The organism is Flavobacterium sharifuzzamanii (genome assembly GCF_003254585.1).
Classification (GTDB): domain Bacteria; phylum Bacteroidota; class Bacteroidia; order Flavobacteriales; family Flavobacteriaceae; genus Flavobacterium; species Flavobacterium sharifuzzamanii.
Map to the genome: position 1 here is coordinate 359,815 of NZ_QJGZ01000041.1, position 22,800 is coordinate 382,614.

At 33.5% G+C, this 22,800-nt stretch carries 14 protein-coding genes and 1 riboswitch; of the genes, 11 read left to right on the forward strand and 3 right to left on the reverse strand.

Annotated elements, in window-relative coordinates; translation table 11 throughout:
- Nucleotides 1–17 precede the first annotated feature (17 nt).
- The gene (locus DMA14_RS18850) at nt 18–2,561 is read left to right on the forward strand and encodes a sodium-translocating pyrophosphatase (RefSeq protein ID WP_111426093.1); all 2,544 of its coding nucleotides are present in this window, start codon (nt 18–20) and stop codon (nt 2,559–2,561) included.
- Between the two features lie 91 nt (nt 2,562–2,652).
- Here the strand turns inward: DMA14_RS18850 and DMA14_RS18855 are convergent, their stop codons facing one another.
- A complete protein-coding gene (locus DMA14_RS18855) occupies nt 2,653–3,267 on the reverse strand; it encodes a deoxynucleoside kinase (RefSeq protein WP_095928085.1) in 615 nt (204 codons plus the stop codon).
- Nucleotides 3,267–4,082, reverse strand: a complete 816-nt coding sequence (locus DMA14_RS18860) for a hypothetical protein (RefSeq protein ID WP_111426094.1) — start codon at nt 4,080–4,082, stop codon at nt 3,267–3,269. The genes DMA14_RS18855 and DMA14_RS18860 overlap by 1 nt, the downstream gene beginning before the upstream one ends.
- A 212-nt stretch (nt 4,083–4,294) precedes the next feature.
- On the opposite strand from DMA14_RS18860, the gene DMA14_RS18865 reads away from it, so the two are divergent.
- From DMA14_RS18865 to DMA14_RS23175, 3 genes are all read left to right on the forward strand, one after another.
- Entirely contained in the window at nt 4,295–5,182 is an 888-nt protein-coding gene (locus tag DMA14_RS18865; RefSeq protein ID WP_111426095.1) for a GLPGLI family protein, read from the forward strand.
- Between the two features lie 54 nt (nt 5,183–5,236).
- A complete protein-coding gene (locus DMA14_RS18870; RefSeq protein ID WP_111426096.1) occupies nt 5,237–7,924 on the forward strand; it encodes a carboxypeptidase-like regulatory domain-containing protein in 2,688 nt (895 codons plus the stop codon).
- 91 nt (nt 7,925–8,015) lie between these two features.
- Nucleotides 8,016–10,274 (forward strand): hypothetical protein, encoded by a 2,259-nt coding sequence (locus DMA14_RS23175; protein ID WP_111426097.1) that lies wholly within the window; start codon nt 8,016–8,018, stop codon nt 10,272–10,274.
- Between the two features lie 115 nt (nt 10,275–10,389).
- Here the strand turns inward: DMA14_RS23175 and metK are convergent, their stop codons facing one another.
- Complete coding sequence (gene metK, locus DMA14_RS18880; RefSeq protein ID WP_111367782.1) at nt 10,390–11,640, reverse strand: methionine adenosyltransferase; 1,251 nt, start codon at nt 11,638–11,640, stop codon at nt 10,390–10,392.
- Nucleotides 11,641–12,188: 548 nt separating this feature from the next.
- Between metK and DMA14_RS18885 the strand changes: the two genes are divergently transcribed.
- The 7 genes from DMA14_RS18885 (at nt 12,189) to thrA (ending at nt 22,797) form a co-directional block, all read left to right on the forward strand.
- Nucleotides 12,189–15,035 carry a TonB-dependent receptor plug domain-containing protein gene (locus DMA14_RS18885; protein ID WP_111426098.1) on the forward strand — a complete coding sequence of 949 codons (2,847 nt, stop codon included), beginning with the start codon at nt 12,189–12,191 and terminating at the stop codon, nt 15,033–15,035.
- Between the two features lie 338 nt (nt 15,036–15,373).
- Complete coding sequence (locus DMA14_RS22795) at nt 15,374–15,550, forward strand: hypothetical protein (protein ID WP_157957739.1); 177 nt, start codon at nt 15,374–15,376, stop codon at nt 15,548–15,550.
- 70 nt (nt 15,551–15,620) lie between these two features.
- Nucleotides 15,621–16,925 carry an O-acetylhomoserine aminocarboxypropyltransferase/cysteine synthase family protein gene (locus DMA14_RS18890; RefSeq protein ID WP_111379433.1) on the forward strand — a complete coding sequence of 435 codons (1,305 nt, stop codon included), beginning with the start codon at nt 15,621–15,623 and terminating at the stop codon, nt 16,923–16,925.
- Nucleotides 16,926–17,078: 153 nt separating this feature from the next.
- Nucleotides 17,079–18,167: a homoserine dehydrogenase family protein gene (locus DMA14_RS18895; protein WP_111426246.1), complete on the forward strand. Its 1,089-nt coding sequence runs from the start codon at nt 17,079–17,081 to the stop codon at nt 18,165–18,167.
- Nucleotides 18,168–18,805: 638 nt separating this feature from the next.
- Nucleotides 18,806–19,021 (forward strand): hypothetical protein, encoded by a 216-nt coding sequence (locus tag DMA14_RS18900; RefSeq protein WP_111426099.1) that lies wholly within the window; start codon nt 18,806–18,808, stop codon nt 19,019–19,021.
- 191 nt (nt 19,022–19,212) lie between these two features.
- Nucleotides 19,213–19,320, forward strand: a riboswitch (SAM riboswitch).
- A gap of 77 nt (nt 19,321–19,397) precedes the next feature.
- Complete coding sequence (locus DMA14_RS18905; protein ID WP_238990004.1) at nt 19,398–20,381, forward strand: alpha/beta fold hydrolase; 984 nt, start codon at nt 19,398–19,400, stop codon at nt 20,379–20,381.
- Nucleotide 20,382: 1 nt separating this feature from the next.
- Nucleotides 20,383–22,797 carry a bifunctional aspartate kinase/homoserine dehydrogenase I gene (thrA, locus tag DMA14_RS18910; protein WP_111426101.1) on the forward strand — a complete coding sequence of 805 codons (2,415 nt, stop codon included), beginning with the start codon at nt 20,383–20,385 and terminating at the stop codon, nt 22,795–22,797.
- Nucleotides 22,798–22,800: the final 3 nt, after the last annotated feature.

Consider the following 22,800-nt stretch of genomic DNA (forward strand, 5'->3'; position numbering starts at 1 on the left):
AAAACCATTAAAATATTATGAATGCATTTATGATTTACCTGCCGATTATTATGGCAGTTTTAGGATTACTTTTCATGGGAATAAAAAGGACTTGGGTTTTAAAACAAGATGCTGGAGACGGTAAGATGAAAGAGATTTCAGATTACATCTACGAAGGAGCCTTAGCCTTTCTAAAAGCCGAATACAAACTATTAACCATCTTTGTAATTATTGCCAGTTTAGCTTTGGCAGGAATTACTTTTATTCCGGGAGTAAAAACACATTTATTAATCGTAATTGCCTTTATTTTTGGTGCATTCTTTTCTGCTTTAGCAGGAAATATGGGAATGAAAATAGCAACAAAAACAAACGTTAGAACTACTCAAGCCGCACGTACTAGTTTGCCGCAGGCTTTAAAAGTTTCTTTTGGCGGTGGAACTGTAATGGGACTTGGCGTTGCTGGTTTAGCCGTTTTAGGCTTAACTTCCTTTTTTATTATTTTCTTTCATTTGTTTTCTGGAGGAGTTTGGAAAGATACTGATACCATGACAGTTGTTCTGGAAACTCTTGCAGGATTTTCACTTGGAGCAGAATCTATCGCTTTATTTGCCAGAGTAGGTGGTGGAATTTATACAAAAGCAGCCGATGTCGGAGCTGATTTAGTAGGTAAAGTTGAAGCAGGAATTCCAGAAGATGATCCTCGTAATCCTGCTACAATTGCAGATAACGTAGGAGATAACGTAGGAGACGTTGCAGGTATGGGAGCTGATTTATTCGGGTCTTATGTAGCAACCGTTTTAGCAGCAATGGTGCTTGGAAACTATGTTATAAAAGATATGGGCGGAAGTATTAATGATGCTTTCGGGGGAATTGGGCCAATTTTGCTTCCAATGGCAATTGCTGGTTTCGGAATTTTATTCTCAATTATTGGAACAACTTTAGTAAAAATATCAGATGATAATGCAAGAGAAGCTCAGGTGCAAAAAGCATTAAATATAGGAAATTGGGTTTCTATTGTTTTAACAGCTGTAGCTTGTTTCTTCTTAGTACAGCACATGCTTCCAGAAACCATGCAAATGACTTTCTTTGGAGAAGGTTCTAAAGCTATTTCGTCAATGCGTGTTTTTTATGCCACTTTAGTCGGATTAGTAGTTGGTGGGGCTATTTCATCAGTAACAGAATATTATACAGGATTAGGAACAAAACCAGTATTGGCAATCGTTCAGAAATCTTCTACTGGAGCAGGAACAAACGTAATTGCAGGTTTGGCAACCGGAATGATTTCTACTTTCCCGACTGTATTATTGTTTGCTGTGGCAATTTGGATTTCGTATGCTTTAGCAGGATTTTATGGAGTAGCTTTGGCAGCATCAGCGATGATGGCTACAACAGCGATGCAGTTAGCAATTGATGCTTTCGGACCAATTTCTGATAATGCTGGAGGAATTGCAGAAATGAGCGAATTACCAAAAGAAGTTCGTACTAGAACCGATATTTTAGATTCAGTGGGAAATACAACCGCAGCAACAGGAAAAGGATTTGCTATTGCTTCTGCAGCCTTAACTTCATTAGCTTTGTTTGCTGCGTATGTAACCTTTACAGGAATTGACGGAATCAATATTTTTAAAGCGCCAGTTTTAGCGATGTTATTTGTCGGTGGAATGATTCCAGTTGTTTTCTCTGCTTTAGCGATGAATTCTGTTGGAAAAGCAGCGATGGATATGGTGTACGAAGTTCGTCGCCAGTTCAAGGAAATTGCTGGTATTATGGAAGGAACAGGAAAACCAGAATACGGAAAATGTGTTGAAATTTCTACAAGAGCCGCATTACGCGAAATGATGCTTCCAGGAGTTTTAACGATTGGTTTTCCAATCTTGATTGTGCTTTTAGGAAAATTAGTTTACTCAGATAATAATCAGTTAATTGCTGAAATGTTAGGAGGATATATGGCTGGAGTTACCGTTTCTGGTGTGCTTTGGGCAGTTTTCCAAAATAATGCGGGAGGCGCTTGGGACAATGCTAAAAAATCTTTTGAAGCAGGAGTAATGATTAATGGAGAAATGACTTATAAAGGTTCTGATGCACATAAAGCAGCAGTGACAGGAGATACAGTCGGAGATCCGTTTAAAGATACTTCTGGGCCTTCAATGAATATCTTAATTAAATTAACTTGTTTAATCGGATTGGTAATCGCGCCAATTTTAGGCGAAGGAAATACACATTCTGATATTGCTGGAAAAGCTTCTTGTTGTGCCAAAACAGAAATGCACGCAGGAATGTCTAAATGCGGTGATATGTCTGGAATGACAAAAGAAGAATGTATTAAGATGTGTAAAGAAAAAGGCTGTTCTGAAGAAGAAACGGCAAAATGTTTAGCACACTTTGACAAAACTGGAAAATATCAAAAAACAGATTGTTTTGATACCAGCAAATATGAGAAACAATCAGTTCGTGTTGAAGTTAAAAATATAAACGGTAAAACTACTGGAACTGTTACTAAAACAGAAAATGGCAAAACAACAACTGAAGTTTTTGAAGGAACTGAAGAAGAAGTTTTAGCAAAAGTTGAAGCTGCAAAATAATAACTTTGACAAAGCTTCTTAAAATTGAAAATGCCTCTAAGATTATTTAGAGGCATTTTTTTATTTAGTGTAAATCTGTGTAATTAGTGTTTTAAAACAATCCGTTCAATTCAGCATCAATTCTATTGATGATATCACCTAAATCTTCAGGATTATCAACAAAATTAATGTTGTCAACATCAATAATTAGTAATTTTCCTTTTGTATAAGTTTGAATCCAAGCTTCGTATCTTTCATTCAAACGGCTTAAATAATCAATAGAAATTGAATTTTCGTATTCGCGTCCACGTTTGTGAATCTGCCCCACTAAATTCGGAATCGAACTTCTTAGATAAATCAGCAAATCTGGAGCTTTTACTAAAGATTCCATTAATTCGAACAAAGACGTGTAATTTTCAAAATCGCGGCTTGTCATCAAACCCATTGCATATAGGTTGGGAGCAAAGATATGAGCATCTTCATAAATAGTTCTGTCCTGAATGATTCTTTTTCCGCTTTCGCGAATTTGCTGCACTTGACGGAAACGGCTGTTAAGGAAATAAATCTGCAGATTAAATGACCAACGCTCCATCTGATGATAGAAATCATCTAAGTACGGATTATCAACTACATCTTCATAATGAGGTTCCCATTTGAAATGTTTCGCCAATAATTTGGTCAGAGTAGTTTTTCCTGCGCCTATGTTTCCTGCTATTGCTATGTGCATTACGGTGTTACGATTTTATAATTTGATATATCTGTAGCTGTAAAAATAGATAAAATTTGGTCTTTGTAATAAAAATTGTCAAAGGTTTTTTCTAAAACTTTAATCTCAGAAATTGCTTCAGGGCTTAATTTATTCATTCCTTTAAAATACAATAAATTATCCTTACTGAAAAGATATTGAGAAGAATTAACTATCGTGATTCTATCAAAATCAACAATCCTTCCCAACGAAGTTATTTTTCCGAAAATGTCGCAAGAGTACCAATTGTTTTTCTTGTCAATCCAATAGAAAGTATTAAAGTCGGTCTGATAATATTGAATTGGTTCAGTCAGCGGAATTGAAACCGTTTTGTATTCATTTTTTAAATAATCAAAAAGACCAATCTGCTGGTTTAGAGTGTTGTAAATCCACAACTGATTTTGCGTCGACATTCCGATGGCACTTACTACAATTGGAGTGGCGTTTTGAGAAAAATTAATTTCGGTCATTTTATTTAATTGATTGTCCAATAAAACGACACTATTGAAATCTTCATAAAACAAAACAATTTTTAACGGGTTTTGAAGGTCAACTTTTGTGATTTTTCCCAAAGAAACATTCTTGTATTCGAAGATTTCTTTGCCTTTAATTTTACTGAAAACATTATTGGTTATCTGATACGAATATCCAAACGCATCGTATCCTAAAAAAGTATCAGAAGTATTTTTATACTGAGAAATTAAAGTTGGATCTATACTCAAATCCTGAGCTGAAAGCGCATGAAAGGTGCAGAAAAGAAATAAGGAAAATACAATTTTTTGCACCGTTTTACGCATTAGAAATTATTTTACAAGAGTACCAAATTACAAAAAACTCTCCTTAAAATTTCAATTTTGATTCTTAAACCTTTTTTTAATCTAATAGTCTAAAAAATAAGCGGTTCTATCTATGTCTTAATGCCGTTTATATATTTAGTTTTTTGAATTTTAAAATAAATAATACATTTGAATGTAAGCTTTATTGAATTTACTCACTTAAAGAAAATGAAATGAAAAAGATATTTTTTTATATGACTTTACTGCTTGTTTCTATGCAAATTCAAGCGCAAAAAGATTTTCAGGGAATGGCTGTTTACGAGTCAAAAACACAGGCTCCAAAATTTGAAGGCATGCGTGGGAATAGAGATATTACGCCAGAAATGCAGAAAAACATGGAAGAGCGAATGAAAAAAATGCTCGAAAAAACATTCATTTTAAATTTCGATAAAGCAGCATCAATTTATAAAGAAGAAGAAAAACTAGAAGCACCTGGTCAGCAGGGAGGTTTTCGTATGATGTTTGGTTCTTTAACAGGAGGTGGAGGCACTTTTTACAAAGATGTAAAAGCAAAAACGTATACCGTAGATAAAGAATTTATGGGAAAAGAATTTCTTGTTGTTGATTCTCTGCCAAAATTAAACTGGAAATTGGAACAAGAAACCAAACAAATTGGTGGTTACAATTGTTTTAAAGCGACAGCAGTAAAACAGGCTAGCAAAACCGATTTTAGAAACTTCAGACCTAAAAACAATGACAACAAAAAAGACGAAGTGAAAAAGACTTCGGGCGAGACAAAGACCAATTTTGCCGATAACTTTGAAATTCCAAAAGAAATTGTCGTAACGGCTTGGTATACACCGGAAATTCCTATCAATCAAGGGCCAGAAAATTATTGGGGACTTCCGGGATTAATCTTAGAAATCAATGATGGAACAACTACAATTTTGTGCTCAAAAATTGTCTTAAATGCCAAAGATAAAGTAGAAATTAAACCTTCTAAAAAAGGAAAAGTAATTTCTCAGAAAGAATATGACGAAACGGTAATTAAAAAAATGGAAGAATTCAGGGAGATGAACCGTGGCAGAGCAGGCGGCCCACCACCTCCGATGGGAAGATAAAATTCTAAATTCCAGATCTTAAATTCCAAATTCCAAACTTTCAATATTCTTATAATGAATAAGATACTTTTTGTATTTGCTTTACTTTTTACTTCGATATGCTTTTCTCAAAGTATCCGTTTTGACGGTTTGATTCAGGACGAGCAGAAAAATCCGCTAGAAATGGCCAATATTATGGCTATTAATAATGGCACAAAAGCAATGGATTCATACGGAATTACCAACGACAAAGGAAAGTTTCAGCTGACTTTGAAACCAAATACGGCTTATACTATAAAAGTGAGTTATTTAGGAATGAAATCTAAAGAAATTGCAGTATCAACAAAGTCTGAAAACATGACTCAAAATATTGTTATGGACGACGCAGGAATAGAATTGGAAGGTGTAGAAATTGTTCGCGAAATGCCCGTTTCTATAAAAGGAGATACAATTGTTTACAATGCTGATTCTTTTAAATCAGGAACAGAAAAAAAGCTTGAAGATGTTTTAAAGAAACTTCCAGGAGTTGAGGTAAATGCTGATGGAGAGATCGAAGTTGAAGGAAAAAAAGTCAGTAAATTGATGGTGGAAGGAAAAGACTTTTTTGACGGAGATACCAAATTAGGCGTTAAAAATATTCCAGCCGACGCTATTGATAAAGTTCAGGTTCTAAGAAATTATAACGAAATAAGCCAATTAAAAGGCTTAGAAAACGATCAAGAAAATGTGGCGATGAATATTAAACTGAAAGAAGGTAAAAAGAACTTTTGGTTTGGAGATGTTACTGCAGGAATTGGTGTTGCTGAATTAGATAGCCGTTATATCATTAATCCAAAACTATTTTATTACAGTCCAAAATACAGCATTAATTTAATTACCAATTTTAATAATATTGGAGAATTGCCTCTTACGGCACAGGATTACTTTAAGTTTACAGGAGGTTTTAAAAATGTAATGAAAAAAGGAGGCAGCAATTTTAATGTTTCTTCTAATGACTTAGGAATTTCATTATTACGAAACAATCGAGCAAAAGAAATCGAAACAAAATTTGGAGCAACAAATTTTGCGTATTCAGTTAATAAAGCTTGGAATTTAAGCGGTTTCGGGATTCTTTCGACTTCAAAAACTCAATTAGAAACCAAATCACAAACTACAATTTTAGAGTCTGGAGATCAGCAGAGACGTGACGAAAATACAAGTCAAAAGAATAATTTGGGTCTTTTTAAATTAAGTTCAACATATAAACCAAGCGACAAATTTCAGTTTGATTATGACATCTTAACAAAGCTGACAAAACAAGAAGAATATTCAGATCTGTTTAGAGAGCAGATTGTTCAGAATGTTGCAACTTCAGAAGATATTTTTACAACCAAAAAGCAAGATCCAACTTCTGTTAACCAAAATTTGAGTTTGTATTATACGCAAAGTGCTAAAAATATCTTTGCTTTTGAAATGCAGCATTTATATCAAGATGAAAACCCTTTTTATAATGCCAATCTGCAAACTCTTCCTTTTGCTTTGTCAGGATACGATACTACACAATCTAGAAATGATTACAATCAGAATCGTTTTGTGAAAACCAATAAAATTGATGCAAAGCTGGATTACTATTATATGGTAACACCAAAAAGCAATTTCAATATTACTTTAGGAAATACTTATTCTTACCAGAATTTCAATTCTCATATTTTTCAGATGTTAGATAATGGCGAAAGAAATGATTTAAATAATTCAGAGAACAATAATGATGTTGATTACAGATTTAATGATGCTTTTGTAGGCTTTCATTATAAAATATTGACTGGAAAATTTACTTTGACACCAGGTGTAAGTTTGCATACTTATCAAATGACAAACGGACAATTAGGAACCGATTATTCTCAGAATTTCACGAAAGTGCTTCCAGATTTCTTTGCTTTATATCAAATTAAAAAATCTGAAACTTTGACTTATAATTTCTCATTGACAAACGATTTTACTGATATTAATCAATTGGCAGCTGGTTACGTTTTATCTGATTACAGCAGTTTGTTTCGTGGAAATCGTTTCTTAGAAAATGCGACTTCACAAGTTCATTCGCTTCGTTATTTTAAATATAATATGTTCAATTTTGAGAATATTTTTGCCAACGCAACCTATACAAGAAAAGTTGACGCCATTAAGACAAAAGCCAATTTTGACGGAATTAACCAATCTTCTGTTCCGTACAATTCCAATTTAGCCGATGAGACTTTTAGTGGAATGGGAAATTACGGACGTTCGTTTTTAAAGAATTATAAAGCTTCTGCAAATGCAAGTTTTAATTGGTCGAAATTTAATAACATTCAAAACAATAAATTGTCGACAACAGAAAGTTTTGTTCAGAGTTATACAGTTAGAGCTTCAACAAATTATAAAAATCTTCCTAATATAGAATTTGGCTATAATCTTTTGGTCAATAAATACAGTGGATCAACTTTTTACACTGATAAACCATTCGCTAGATTAGATTATTATTTCTTGGATAGTTTCTCATTTGTTTCGGAATATGAGTTTTACCATTATTATAATGGAGATAAAACGGTTGATAATGAATATGATTTTTTAAGCGCTAGTTTAATCTATCAAAAAAAGAACAGTAAATGGGAGTATAAAGTCTCGGCAACCAATCTGCTGAATACAAGATATCTTAACGATGACAGCTTCTCACAATTCTCTACAAGGGTTTCTCAATATACTGTACAGCCACGTTATATCATATTTTCAATGAAATATAATTTGTAGTATTTTAATTGCAAGATTATCATCTTTTGTGATTTGTTTAAAGAAGAATCAAATATCTTTGCGCTATATTATTAACAACAAAAATGTAGTTATGCGCAATTTTATTTGGAGTGTATCGCTCCTGTTTGCTGGAATTTCTATCTCTTTCGCTCAAACAAACGGAATAGAAAAAGGCACCTATTTATCTACTAATAAAGGAGGGAAAATCAAATTGAATTTATTGGATGATAATAAGTATGAATTGGTTTTTTATTCAGGAGGATATGAGATTAAAGGTGATTCTTTGGTTTTCTTAAAAAGTAAAAATACCGTAAATAATAGATTTGATCTTTCTTTTGCTAAAGATAAAAATGCTAAAAAAGTTAAGATTAAGTTTTTGAATCCGTCATACTACTCTTTTTATATAGGAACTCAAAAAGGGACAGAAACAGTACAATACCAGAGAGTTTCTGATATTAAAACGAAAGAAGATCCTGAATGGACTAAAGACGATTTAGAGTTCGAAATAGATAAGACTGATTTTCTTTATTTGGTTTATGAAGACTATAATGGAAAAAGCGATATTAATAAATTTGCCTTGCCAAAAGATGTTTCAGAAGTAACAATTAACTATGATCTTGCAATTCTGAATGATTTAAATCTTGTAGGATCTTTTGATAAGAATACAAAAGAATTGAAAATTTCTGAGCAATCAGGAAAAGATCCTTTGGTATTTGTAAACGAAAAAGATCAGAAGCCTTCTAAGACTTCAACAGTGGTTCCTATAGAAATTCAAAGTATTGCAAACTGGACTTATCCAGGGAAAGATTCAGATTCTTATGGAGGCTTTGCAGTAGATAGTGTTGGAAGTAATTTAATTGACACTGCTGCAGTAGCTGGATCGGCGTATCCTGTTGATGCTACTGTTTCTTATACCAAATATGATTTCAAGTTAAAAATTGAAGACAATCTAAAAAAGGCAATAGAATCTACCAAAACAGCTAGCAATAAATTTTTGGTTGTTGTGGTGGACAGCAAGAATAAAACTGCAAAAGAAGGTTTTGACGCTTTTATAAAAGAACAGGAAACACAGACTGGATATAATATGTATGATTCGTATAATGCACTATATGATACTTACAATTATTATTTGGCTGGAGCCGATGATAAAAAATGGCTGAAAAACAATAAAATAACCAATGATCCGTGCGTATTGGTTTTAAATGGAAACGGTGATCTGCTTGCTATTGCAAAATCAGATTTGACAGCGCAACAATATCAATTTGGTTATTATAATGATTTATATAAAAAACTTCAAAAAGCAAATGCTTTCCTTTCTATAGATAAAGTTTTAAAGAACAAAAAAACTTCAGATGCAGATTTAATTGCCGCTTTTAATAAAGCCGCTTTATTAGAAGCATCATATGATTCAGATTATTGGGTAAGCGACTCTAATTCGACTGAATTTGTAATTGAAAAAACAGTTTTAGATCAAAAATTAGTGGCTCAAAATTGGAAAAAATTGATTGAAGCACATCAAAAAGATAAAAATGTCAATATGTTTTTGGCAGAAACAATTGTAAAAGAGATCAAAAATCAAGGTTTTACAAAACAGCTTTTTAATCAAGATAGAATCCTTAATGATACCGATTTTCTGGCAATAGATTATTTGCTAAAACATTCTGATGATATTGAGAATAATAAAGTAGCATTCAACAATAGTGCACCGGAAATTCATAACATAGGAAGCGCTGTTTCTGAAGTTTCTAATGCATTGCAGCAAAATATATATGCTTCTCAGGACGGACTTACTGGTGAAATGAATAAAGAGAAAATTAATTCTGTTTATAAAAAGATCATCGAATCTGGAAAAGGAAATTTTGATGCCTACAGAAATTATTTTTATTACTTAAGTCAGCTTGAAGATCAAGACGGTTCAAACACAACGTATTTAAAAGAGTTTAATACTTATTTTGATAATACTTTGGCAGGATCAAGTCCGATAGAAAAACTAGACGCTATTTTTGGAGGTTTAGATTCTAGCTCAAGTTATTCTTATGATGGATGGAATTCATTTAAACTTTACCATTCAGACATTTGTAACAATGCGGCATGGACAGTTGTGTTAAAGCCGCAGAACTCAAATTTCTTGAAAGATGCTATTAAATGGTCTGAATATAGTTTAGTGATATCTAAAAACAATCCGTACTATTTAGACACTTTAGCACAATTGTATTATAAAGATGGACAGACACAAAAAGCTATCGAAACACAGGTTTTAGCAGTAAAATATATTACTAGTGATGTTGATGAAGAAACTGTAAATCAAATGAAGGAAGTTTTAACTAAAATGAGTAACGGAACATATTAACCGTATTAGGAATCCGACAGGTTTCAAAAACCTGTCGGGTTTGATTATAGTCGAAAACAAAAACGGCTGTCTAAATTTTAGACAGCCGTTTTTTATATTTAAGATTTAGATTGAATTACAATCCAAATGCAGCTTTTACTTGGTCAACAAAATCAAGTTTTTCCCATGTAAACAACTCAACAGTAACTGTTTTTTCGTTTCCGCCTGGAGCAGAGAAAGTTTTAGTTACAGTTTCTGGTTTACGTCCCATGTGTCCGTAAGCAGCAGTTTCGCTATAGATTGGATTTCTTAATTTCAAACGTTGTTCAATAAAGTAAGGACGCATATCAAAGATAGCTTCTACTTTTTTAGCGATTTCACCGTTAGTTAAATTTACTTTAGAAGTTCCGTAAGTTTCAATGAAAATTCCCATTGGCTCGGCAACTCCAATTGCGTAAGAAACCTGAACTAAGATTTCGTCAGCAACACCAGCAGCAACTAAGTTTTTAGCGATATGACGAGTTGCATAAGCAGCACTTCTATCTACTTTACTTGGATCTTTTCCAGAGAATGCACCACCACCGTGAGCACCTTTTCCACCGTAAGTATCAACGATAATTTTTCTTCCTGTTAAACCAGTATCTCCGTGAGGTCCTCCAATAACGAATTTTCCCGTTGGGTTAATATGGTAGTTGATTTTATCGTTGAATAAATGAGCGTGCTCTGGGTTTTTAGCGATAATTCTTGGAATCAAGATTTCGATAATGTCTTTTTTGATTTTAGCCAACATTGCAGCTTCTTCATCAAAATCATCATGCTGAGTTGAGATAACAATCGCATCAATACGAGTTGGTTTGTTATCATCGCTGTATTCTAATGTAACTTGAGATTTAGCATCTGGACGTAAATAAGTGATTTCTTTATTCTCACGTCTTAAAATAGCTAATTCTTGCAATAATTTATGAGATAAATCTAATGCCAATGGCATATAGTTTTCAGTTTCGTTTGTAGCGTAACCAAACATCATTCCTTGGTCACCTGCACCTTGCTCTTCTGGCTTAGCTCTGTCAACACCTTGGTTAATATCAGCAGATTGCTCATGAATAGCTGAAAGAATTCCACAAGAATTCGCTTCAAACATATATTCACTTTTAGTATATCCAATTTTACGGATTACCTCACGTGCAATTTGCTGTACATCTAGATAAGTATTCGATTTTACTTCACCTGCCAAAATAACCTGACCAGTTGTAACTAATGTTTCACAAGCAACTTTTGAGTCAGCATCAAATGCCAAAAAGTTGTCAATTAAAGCGTCCGAAATTTGATCTGCAACTTTGTCTGGATGCCCTTCACTAACAGATTCTGACGTAAATAAATAAGCCATAATAATGTAATAAAAATGTATTAATTTTAAATTTAAGCGAGGAAATGATTGCTAAAAAGGGCTAAAGGAGAGTATCTGCTTTAGCATTTTTTACTGCTGAAATTAATTTCTCAGCATTCATAACGAAACCATTTCATTATGAAGAGGTTGCAATCAGTTCAAATTTTTCCTCTATTTCGGGTGCAAAGGTATGAAACCATTTTGATTTGCAAATTAAAGTTCAACTTTTTTTATTTTTTATAGCAGAAATTTAACAGTAGCATACTATTTTGATAGGGTAATAGAAAATATTTTGATTTTTGTTTGGTCGATTAAAAAATACTTCGCAACTTTGCGCCGTTAAAACAAAAGAAACAAATGAAATTTATAGTTTGCAATATGATGTCTTGTAAGATGCCGGAGTTATCCGCAGAGACACTATTGTAATTATTTTTCAATAAAAATATAAATAGAACCTCTGCCGAAACGCAGAGGTTTTTTTTATGCCAAAATGAAACCTGTAAGATTTTTTTTAAGCCAAAAACAATAATTAATCAGTAAAAAAAGAAATGAAGAAAAATGTACTAATCGTTTTAGGTCTTGTGACATTTTCAGGACTTTATGCTCAAGACAATAAAAAAGAGCAAGATAGTTTAAAAAACAACGAACTGTCTGAAGTTACTATTATTGGATCAAGAAGTAAAAACAGAGTAAAAACAGACGTGCCAGTTCCGGTCGATGTTTTTAACGTATCAGAAATAACAAAAGGAGCACCGCAAACGAGCGTAACTCAAATTTTAAATTATGTTGCTCCCTCATTTACGAGTAATCCAACATCTACGGCAGATGCAACAGACCACGTTGATCCAGCACAATTAAGAGGATTAGGGCCAGATCAGGTTTTAATTTTAGTAAACGGAAAAAGAAGACACACAAGTGCTTTAGTAAATATAAATGGATCGCCAGGTAGAGGATCTGTCGGGACAGACTTAAATGCAATTCCGTCTTTTGCTATCGAAAGAATTGAAGTTTTAAGAGACGGAGCTGCCGCACAATATGGTTCTGATGCAATTGCAGGAGTTATCAATATTGTTCTAAAAAAGAATGCTAATTATCTAACAGGAGGAATTCAATATGGAGCTAATTTATCTTCTGGATCAAATAATTTTGAAGGAGGAGCAGATGGACAAACAGCCCAAATCGATTTAAACTACGGAACTTCATTAGGTAAGCCTGGAAGTTTCTTAAATATCACAGGAACAGCCGTAACAAGACAAGCAACAAGCAGAGCAGGAATTAGAAGCAATGCTATTTTTAATGCTTACAATGCCGTTGAAAATAGAGCAGCGCAAGATGGAGTAGAGATTAACTCTTTGTTTAGCAACATTAATACGACTACAAATTCAGCTCAGATTTTGTCATCATTAAAACAATATGCGCCGCAAGTAAGTTATTTTACACCAGCTCAGCAAAACGCTATTGCATCAGCTTCAACAATTACGCAGATGCAGACGGCTTTAAATTTTGATGTAACAAATAATGAACTAGCTTACAGAGGCCAGCAGAGAAGTGATTATAATATGAGTGTTGGACAGTCAGAATTGGCAGCAGGACAAGTGTATTTTAATGCTAAATATCCTTTGAGCGAAATCACTTCTTTATATTCTTTTGGAGGAGTTTCTTATAGAAGCGGTAAATCGTATGCGTTCAATAGATTGCCAAATGGTTCTGGAACTTTCACGCAAGTGTACCAAAACGGATTCTTGCCAGAAATTGAATCAAAAATTTTAGATGCTTCTGCGGCTGTTGGCGTAAACACACAATTATTTGGGTTTGATACCGATTTAAGTACCAATTTAGGAACGAACTCTTTTAACTATGATGTAAATAATTCCATTAATGCAACTTTAGGAACCAATTCTCCTTTTAGTTTTGATGCAGGAAAAGTTTCGTTTTTACAAAGCACAACCAATTTGGATTTTAGTAAAAAACTAGATGTTCTTTCTGGACTGAACGTTGCTTTCGGTGGTGAATTCAGATATGAAAACTACCAAATTAAAGCAGGAGAAGAAGCTTCTTACGGATTATATGATGTAAACGGAAATTTAGTTTCAGGAATTTTGCCAAGCAATTCGCCATTAATTGTGACTGACTTCTTTGGAAACAAACGTGGAGCAGGAGCACAAGGATTTTCAGGATTTCAGCCTTCGGATGCTAAAGAAAAACACAGACAAAGTGGTGCAGCTTATGTTGATTTAGAATTGAATGCCACTGAAAAATGGCTTATAAATGGAGCTGCACGTTATGAAAACTATTCAGATTTTGGAAATACGGTTACGTTTAAACTGGCTTCTCTTTTAAAATTAAATGATAATATCAATTGGAGAATTTCTGGACAGACAGGTTTTAGAGCGCCTTCTTTGCAGCAAAGATATTTTGAGTCAAGTTCAACACAGTTTATAAACGGTGCTCCATATCAAGTTGGCTATTTTACAAACGATTCGCAAGCGGCAAAAAGTATTGGAATTGAAAGTTTAAAACCAGAAAAATCAAAAAGCATCAGTACAGGATTTACATTCAAAATTCCTGAAGCTAACATAACCATTGCTACTGATGCTTATTTTACAAGAATCAACGACAGAATTGTACTGTCTGGACAATATTCAAGACCAACAGATGCACAGATTGCAGCGGCAACTTCACCAGAACAGGCAGAGGCGTTGACTTTATTTCAACAGGCATTTGATTTGAAAGGTGTAGAAAGAGCTTCGTTCTGGACAAACGGAATAGATTCTGAAACAAAAGGAATTGATTTGGTAATTTCTCAGAAATACGATGTAATTCAGGATTTCACAATTAGAAATGATTTTGCATTAAGTTTTAATGAAACCAAAAGAGTAGGAGATCTGCATATTCCGCAGTCTATCGTTAATGCAGGAGGAGAACCTTATATTTATTCTTTCTTTCCAGAATCGAGCCGAGTATATTTAGAAGAAGCGATTCCGAAATTGAAAGCCAATTTGATGACTACTTTCAACATTAAAAAACTAGATATTTATTTAAGAAACAGCTATTTCGGAAAAGTTACAGATCCAGGAGCAACAGATGTAAATCTGGACGGATTTTCTTCTGTGTACGAACATCCAGAATACAGCGCAAAATTGGTTACCGATTTATCTCTAGGATATCAGATCAACGAGCATTTGAGAGCTACAATTGGAGTGAATAATATAGGAGATGTTTATCCGGACAGAAATAATCCTGCAACTCCAGCCTTTACAAACACAACACCAACTTTGTCGCCAGCGCCAAGTACAGATTTGACAAATGCGAATCAGTTTGCCTATTCAAGAGCAGTTTCTCAATTCGGATTAAACGGAAGATTTGGTTTTGCCCGTCTGAGCTTTAAATTTTAATTAAATAAATTTCTTTCAAGTCTTTATTTGAAAGGCTTGAAAGAAATTTCAAAAAAAATAGTACAAAATTTCAATTTTAATTTGGTCGTTCAAAAAATACTTATTACATTTACTCTATCGAATTAGTAGAATTTAAAAAATAGTCGAATTCAAATTTTAAATCAAAATGAAAACAATAGCAAAAGGAAATATAATGTGTTGTAAGATGATGCAAATGTGCATCCCAATTTGCTGTTGCCAAAAGTGAAAGAGACAATCTTTGTTATAGTTAAACTATAAGCCCTTTTGGTCGCCATCCGAAAGGGCTTTTTTATTTCCAACATTTTAAATTTAAAATCATGAATACACTAGATATAAATACAATCGCATTTCAATACTTATTAAGAAATAACAATTCGGAAGAATCATCAACTGAAACTCTAAAGTATGATCCCGCACAGCAGATAAAAACGCAGAAATCATTACTGTTTCATTTATATGATCTTGAAGAAGAAGCTGAAGATATTTTAGCTTAAATCAATTTCAAAAATTAAAATCAATTACAATATATAAACGTATTAAAAATACCTAAAAAACTAAGAAATCATGAGTACACAAAAATTTGCAACAAACGCATTGCACGCAGGACACGACGTAACAAAAAACGCAGGAACTAGAGCAGTACCAATTTATCAGACATCATCATACGTATTTAATAACGCCGATCACGCAGCCAATTTATTTGGTCTTGCCGAAGCCGGATTTATTTACACTAGATTAAATAATCCGACAAATGATATTTTAGAACAGCGACTGGCGGCGCTCGAAGGCGGAATTGGAGCTGTAGTAACCGCTTCTGGAGCATCTGCAATTTCTACAACTTTATTGACTTTGCTAAAAGCAGGAGATCATATCGTAGCTTCAAATAGTTTATACGGAGGAACTTATAATCTTTTAAAAGTTACCTTGCCAAGATTAGGAATTACTACCACATTTGTAGATCCTTCAAAACCAGAAAATTTCACCAAAGCAGCAAAAGAAAACACAAGAGCTTTCTTTGTTGAGTCTCTTGGAAATCCAAAATTAGACGTACTAGACTTAAAAGCAATTTCGGCAGAAGCCAAAGCATTCAAAGTACCATTTATAGTAGACAATACAGTTGCGACACCTTATTTATTAAACCCAATTAAATATGGTGCCGATATTGTAATTCACTCCTTAACAAAATATATCGCAGGAAACGGAACTTCATTAGGAGGCGTTATCATTGATGCTGGAAACTTTGATTGGGCAAACGGAAAATTTCCTGAATTTACCGAACCATCTGCAGGATACCACGGATTAGTATATCATGAAGCCTTAGGAAATGCAGCTTTTATAGCAAAAGCTCGAATTGAAGGTTTACGTGATTTTGGTGCCGCTTTGAGTCCATTTAATGCTTTTCAGATTATTCAGGGACTAGAAACACTTCCAATCCGAATCAAGAAACATAGTGAAAATGCTTTGGCTCTAGCTGAATGGTTAGAAAAACAAGATGAGGTGGTTTGGGTAAATTATCCAGGTCTAAAATCGAATAAATATAATGCTTTGGCTAAAGAATATCTTCCAGAAGGACAAAGCGGTATTATCACTTTCGGATTAAAAGGAGGTTTTGATGCGGCCAAAAAAGTAGTAGATGATACAAAATTGTTCTCTTTGCTGGCCAATATTGGTGACACAAAATCACTAATTATTCACCCTGCAAGTACGACACATCAGCAATTGACAGAAGCAGAACAAATAGAAACTGGAGTTTCTAAAGATTTGATCCGTCTGTCTGTTGGAATTGAAGATATTGAAGATTTAATTGCAGATCTGCAAACTGTTTTTGAGAGCGTTTCGCTTTCTCAATTCAGCATCAATAAAAATTAGGTTTTTTTGTTTTTTGTTTGAAAAATTGCCTTTAGCGAGTGGCTTTGCTAAAGGTAATTTTTTATGAAAAGCATCTTTATAAATTTAAACCATATGTAGAGACGCACTACAGTGCGTCTTAAATTATGGTTGAAAACTAAAATGTTAGAAATTATGTCAAAGCTTAAAATAAACATTATCCTTTTCGGAATTGGTAATATCGGAAGCACTTTGATTAATCAGATTATTGAAAGTCAGGACTTTTTTCTCGAAAGTAAAAATGTCGATTTTCATTTTCCTATTATAACCAATTCGACGGTTGCTTTTTTTGAGAAAGAAGGCGTAGGCTATTCTTGGGAAACCAATTTTAGACAATTGGCAGTTCCTTTTAAAGTAGAAGATATTGTCGAATTTGCACAAGAAAACGAATTTGAAAATTTGATTGCCGTAGACGCAACAGCCAGCGATGAATTGGTGAAACACTATAATACGCTAATCAAAAACGGATTTAATATTGTAGCAGTAAACAAAAAAGCCAATACGCTTCCGATAGACTTGTATAAAGAACTGCGAGCAGATCTTAAAAAGTATGATAAAGAGTTTTTATATGAAACCTCGGTCGAAACTGGAATTCCTGTTCTACAGACCTTAAGAGATTTGTATTATTCGGGCGAAAAAATCACCAAGATTCGAGGCGTTTTCTCTGATAATCTGAGTTATGTCTTTAATCGATTTTCATCAGAAGAAGTTTCTTTTTCATCTGTTCTAAAAGACGCAAGCCTTTTGGGATTAATGAAATCAAATTTTAAAGAAGATCTTTCTGGAAATGATACAGCAAGAAAGCTTTTGATATTGGCCAGAGAAATAGGAAAAGATTTTGAGCTTTCAGATATTGAAATAAAACCTTTTATAACTGAAGAACATTTGGAAAAGAATGGTGTGCTAAATAAGGAGGCTGTTGATAAATCTTTTAAGATTGCCAAAATTACTCAGGCAGAAAATCATGTGCTTCGATATGTAGGAGAATTTGATTTAGAAAAAGGCACTTTAGAAACCAAATTAATTTCGGAACCAGCAGCTTCTCCAATCGGACAATTGAAAGGTTCCGACACTATTTTTGAAATTTATACTAAATCTTATGCTGATATTCCGATTGTAATTCAGAGCGCTCCGCCATGTAAACAGGCAATTTCGAGAGGAATTATAACCGATATTCTGAAAATTGTGGAGCGAATTAGGACAAAAGAAGCTGTTTGGCTGTAATTTTTTAGAGAAAAAAGAAAAAGGTTCTTTGATAAACTGATTTATCAAATGGAATTATTAAGAAAAACAAGCTTGTTTTGTAAGTTTTTTACCTTTATTATTTCGTTTTCGTTTTTGTAGGATGTTTTTTGACGCTAAAAAACTGATTTTTAACGATTTTTGTAATTAAATTCTTGAATTTAATTTGTGTAATAAAAAAAATATTTGCATATTTGTTATACCCAAAAACTACTAGAAATCAAATGAACTTAAAAGTCAACAAAATGTTTTGTGCCATTTCGGTTAAGACCGAGACGGGGGTCTCTATTGCTTAAAAAAATTGTAAGAATACAATAATAATATAGTAAGAGCCTCTCAAGAAATTTTGGGAGGCTTTTTAATTTACAACAAATGCAGAATTTAAATAAAATACAATATAAATCACAGATGAATAAATCCTTACAGATGAACAAGATGTTTACTGTCGCGCTTATTTGCGCATACGTCTGTTGATACTAAAAGTATATATGAGTGTAAAAACTTAAACCCTTTTGGTATCTTAAAATCCAAAAGGGTTTTTTTATTCCAGGAAACGATTTAACAAAAAGATAAACGAGAAATAAAGATTATAAAACACAACTTAACTAAAACTTAATATCATGAGCACATTGAACTACTTAGCAGAAAAAATTTCAAATTTGAAAAACAGAAGGACTAGAAAAAATAATCCGCCACCAACAAACGAATTAGCTCACCCAAGATTCGGAATAACTGAGGCTGGAATCACAGAGGAAGGTAAAGCTGGTGAAAAAAAAGCACCAAACTCATTATTGTTTTTGATGTATTCAAAAGAAAATGAAACGCTTTTTATCTAAACGGAAAAAGTATCATAAACTAGGGTAAAACCTGCTTAATTTTACTGGGCATTTTTGTTCGGTAAATTTTTGCGTATAATAGTTTTTGCTAAAGTAAGTCTCAGAAATTTAACAAACACTTTTAGATAAAATTTGTTTGTTAGAGAAATTAGTAGTTAATTTGCACTCGTTAAGTTCAAACAAATATTGAAATGTTATAAAGAAAGGACGAGGGATTAGACCCGATGAAGCCTTAGCAACCCTTCGGTAAAACGAAGAAGGTGCTACATTCTACCACGCCAAACGTGGAAAGATAACAACAAGATTTTTTCTAGTTAAACCTAGTTTTTCTTTCTAATATTTCCATATACAAGTCAATAATACAATAGATTTGAAATTGGAAAATATACCAAATCCCATTATAATTCAAGATTTCATCACAGAAAGTGGTGCAACTTATCATTCTATACCATTAAGTTTTACGCTTGCTGGGCAGCCTTTGCATAGCGCGCCTATTGTTTTGGTTAATCATGCTTTAACTGGAAACTCGCAGGTGACTGGCGAAAATGGCTGGTGGAATGATTTAATTGGTGAAGGTAAAACCATCGATACTGCTGTTTATACCATTTTGTCTTTTGATGTTCCAGGAAACGGAAGCGATTCTTTCTTAATCGATAACTATTTAGATTTTACAGCGAGAGACATTGCAAGAATCTTTATTGAAGGAATTAAAGCTTTACAAATTGAAAAGCTTTTTGCTGTTATTGGAGGTTCTGTTGGAGGTGGAATTGCATGGGAAATTTTAGCTTTAGCGCCAAACATCACAGAAAACCTTATTCCGATTGCGAGCGACTGGAAATCGACAGACTGGCTTATCGCAAATTGCTTTTTGCAAGAGCAAATTCTAAATAATTCTTCAAGACCAATTGAAGATGCAAGAATTCATGCCATGCTTTGCTACCGTTCGCCAGAATCATTCAAAGAGAAATTTCAAAGAACAATTCATCAAGATCTTTTGATTTTTAATATCGAAAGCTGGCTGGCGCATCATGGAAAAAAATTGCAGAAGAGATTCCAATTGTCTTCTTATAAATTAATGAATCAATTGCTTAAAACAATTGATATTACTAGAAATAGTGAAAGTTTTGAAAACTTAATGTCTAAAACAAAAGCTTCAATTCATATTGTCGGAATCAATTCGGATTTGTTTTTTACAGCAAAAGAAAACGTAGAAACCTATGAAGAATTGAAGAAGTTTAAAGACAATGTTTTCTACAGCGAAATTGATTCGGTTCACGGACATGACGCTTTTTTAATCGAGTACAAACAATTAGATCATTTACTTGCCGACATTTTTAAGGCAGAAACAATAAAGAAATAAAATGAAAGTATTAAAATTTGGAGGTAAATCATTAGCAAACGGAGAAGGACTTAACAAAGTTGTTTCAATCATTTCTGATAAAGTAAGTCAAGGCGAAAAAATTGCCGTTGTAGTATCTGCACGCGGAAATGCGACAGACGAGCTTGAATTTATCTTAAGCATTGCTGCTAAAAATGGCAGTTATAAAGAATTATTAGAAAATTTCAAAAAATATCAAATATCAGATTACCCGCAAGTTGATTTGTCTGAAGAGTTTAATGTCTTAGACAAACTTTTTGAAGGCGTAAGCTTAATTGGCGATTATAGCAAAAAAATCAAAGATCAGATTTTGTCAAAAGGAGAATTGCTTTCGGCTAAATTATTGACGGCTATTTTGTTGGAAAAGGGAATTCCTGCCAATTTTGTAGATACAAGAGATTTATTGAAAACCGATTCTAAATTTGGCGATGCACAGCCATTAGAACAGCTTTCAAAGAAAAACGTAGTTAATTATTTTAAAGAACATAACGGAGAAACGGTTAATATAGTTACAGGTTTCATTGGATCTAATAACAACAACGACACAACTACTTTAGGTAGAAATGGCAGTAACTATACCGCTTCGTTAATCGCAAATTATTTAAATGCTGAAGAATTACAAAACTTCACGCACGTAGACGGAATCTATACGGCAAACCCAGATTTGGTGGCCGATGCTAAGAAAATTGAATATTTATCGTTTAATGAAGCGAATGAGCTGGCAAATTTTGGAGCAACAATTTTGCATGCAAAAACGATTATTCCGTTATTAGAAAAAAACATTCCGTTACGTATTTTAAATACTTTTAACCACGAAAATCGCGGAACTTTAATTACTTCAGATTCTTCTAAAGAAGGAATTAAAACACTTTCTGTTTTAGAAAATGTTTCTCTTGTAAATCTTGAAGGACGCGGATTGCTTGGAAAAGCAGGAGTCGATGCCCGAATTTTCAAAGTAATGGGCGATCACAACATCAGCGTGAGTATCATTTCTCAAGGTTCTTCAGAAAGAGGAATCGGATTGGTTGTGGCAACAGAAAAAGCCACTCTTGCGATGGTTGAATTAGAGAAAGAATTTGAAAATGACTTTTATTCAAAAGACGTAAATCAGATTACGGTGACAGACAATGTATCTGTAATTTCGATTATCGGGCAAGATTTGAGTACTTTCCACAAACCATACACCGCTTTAATCAAAAACAAAATTGTTCCGATTTTGTTTAACAACACTGTAACTGGTAAAAACGTGAGTTTGGTTGTTAAAAAAGAGGAATTAAATAAAGCGCTTAACGTAATTCACGGAGAGATTTTTGGAGTTTCGAAGAAAATCAATATTGCGATTTTTGGTCACGGATTAGTTGGTGGAACTTTAATCAATCAGATTTTAGAATCGGCTGCAGCAATCGAAAAACGTAAGGACATTAAGCTAAATGTTTTCGCTATAGCGAATTCTAAAAAATTGCTTTTAAACAAATACGGTGTTAACAGCAATTGGAAAAACGATATTGCAACTAAAGGCGAAGCTTACACGATCAAAGACATTATTGCTTACGCAAATGAACATCATTTAGAAAACTTAATTGCGATTGATAACACCGCAAGTGCAACTTTTGTTGAGAATTACATTCCGCTTGTAGAAAGCAGTTTTGATTTGATTTCTTCTAATAAAGTAGCTAATACATTAAGTTATGGTTTCTACAAGGAATTGAGAAAAGCTTTGGCAGAAAACCAAAAGAATTATTTGTATGAAACGAATGTTGGTGCAGGTTTGCCATTAATTGACACCATTAAATTATTGCACCTTTCAGGAGAAAACATCACGAAAATTAAAGGGGTTTTCTCTGGAACATTAAGTTATTTGTTTAATAATTTCTCTGCAAAAGATGCGCCTTTTAGCGAAATCTTGCAGGAAGCAATTGATAACGGATATACAGAACCAGATCCGCGTGAAGATTTATGCGGAAATGATGTTGGTAGAAAATTATTAATTTTAGCTAGAGAATTAGATTTGCAAAATGAATTTGAAGAAATCTCAATTCAGAATTTAATTCCAGAACACTTACGTGAAGGAAGCGCTGCCGATTTCTTGACGAAATTAAAAGAATTCGACCCAATTTATGCTAAAATAAAAGCAGAGCAACAGCCAAATCATGTATTGAGATATATTGGTGAATTGTCTGGAGATTTGCAGAATGACAAAGGAAATCTAGAAGTTAAATTAGTTTCAGTGCCAAAAGATACTGCATTAGGCGGATTAAAAGGTTCTGATTCTTTCTTCGAAATTTATACAGAATCTTACGGAGATCGTCCAATCGTTATTCAGGGAGCTGGTGCAGGTTCTGCGGTAACGGCAAGAGGAGTTTTCGGAGATATTTTGAGATTATCTGATAAAGGATAATCG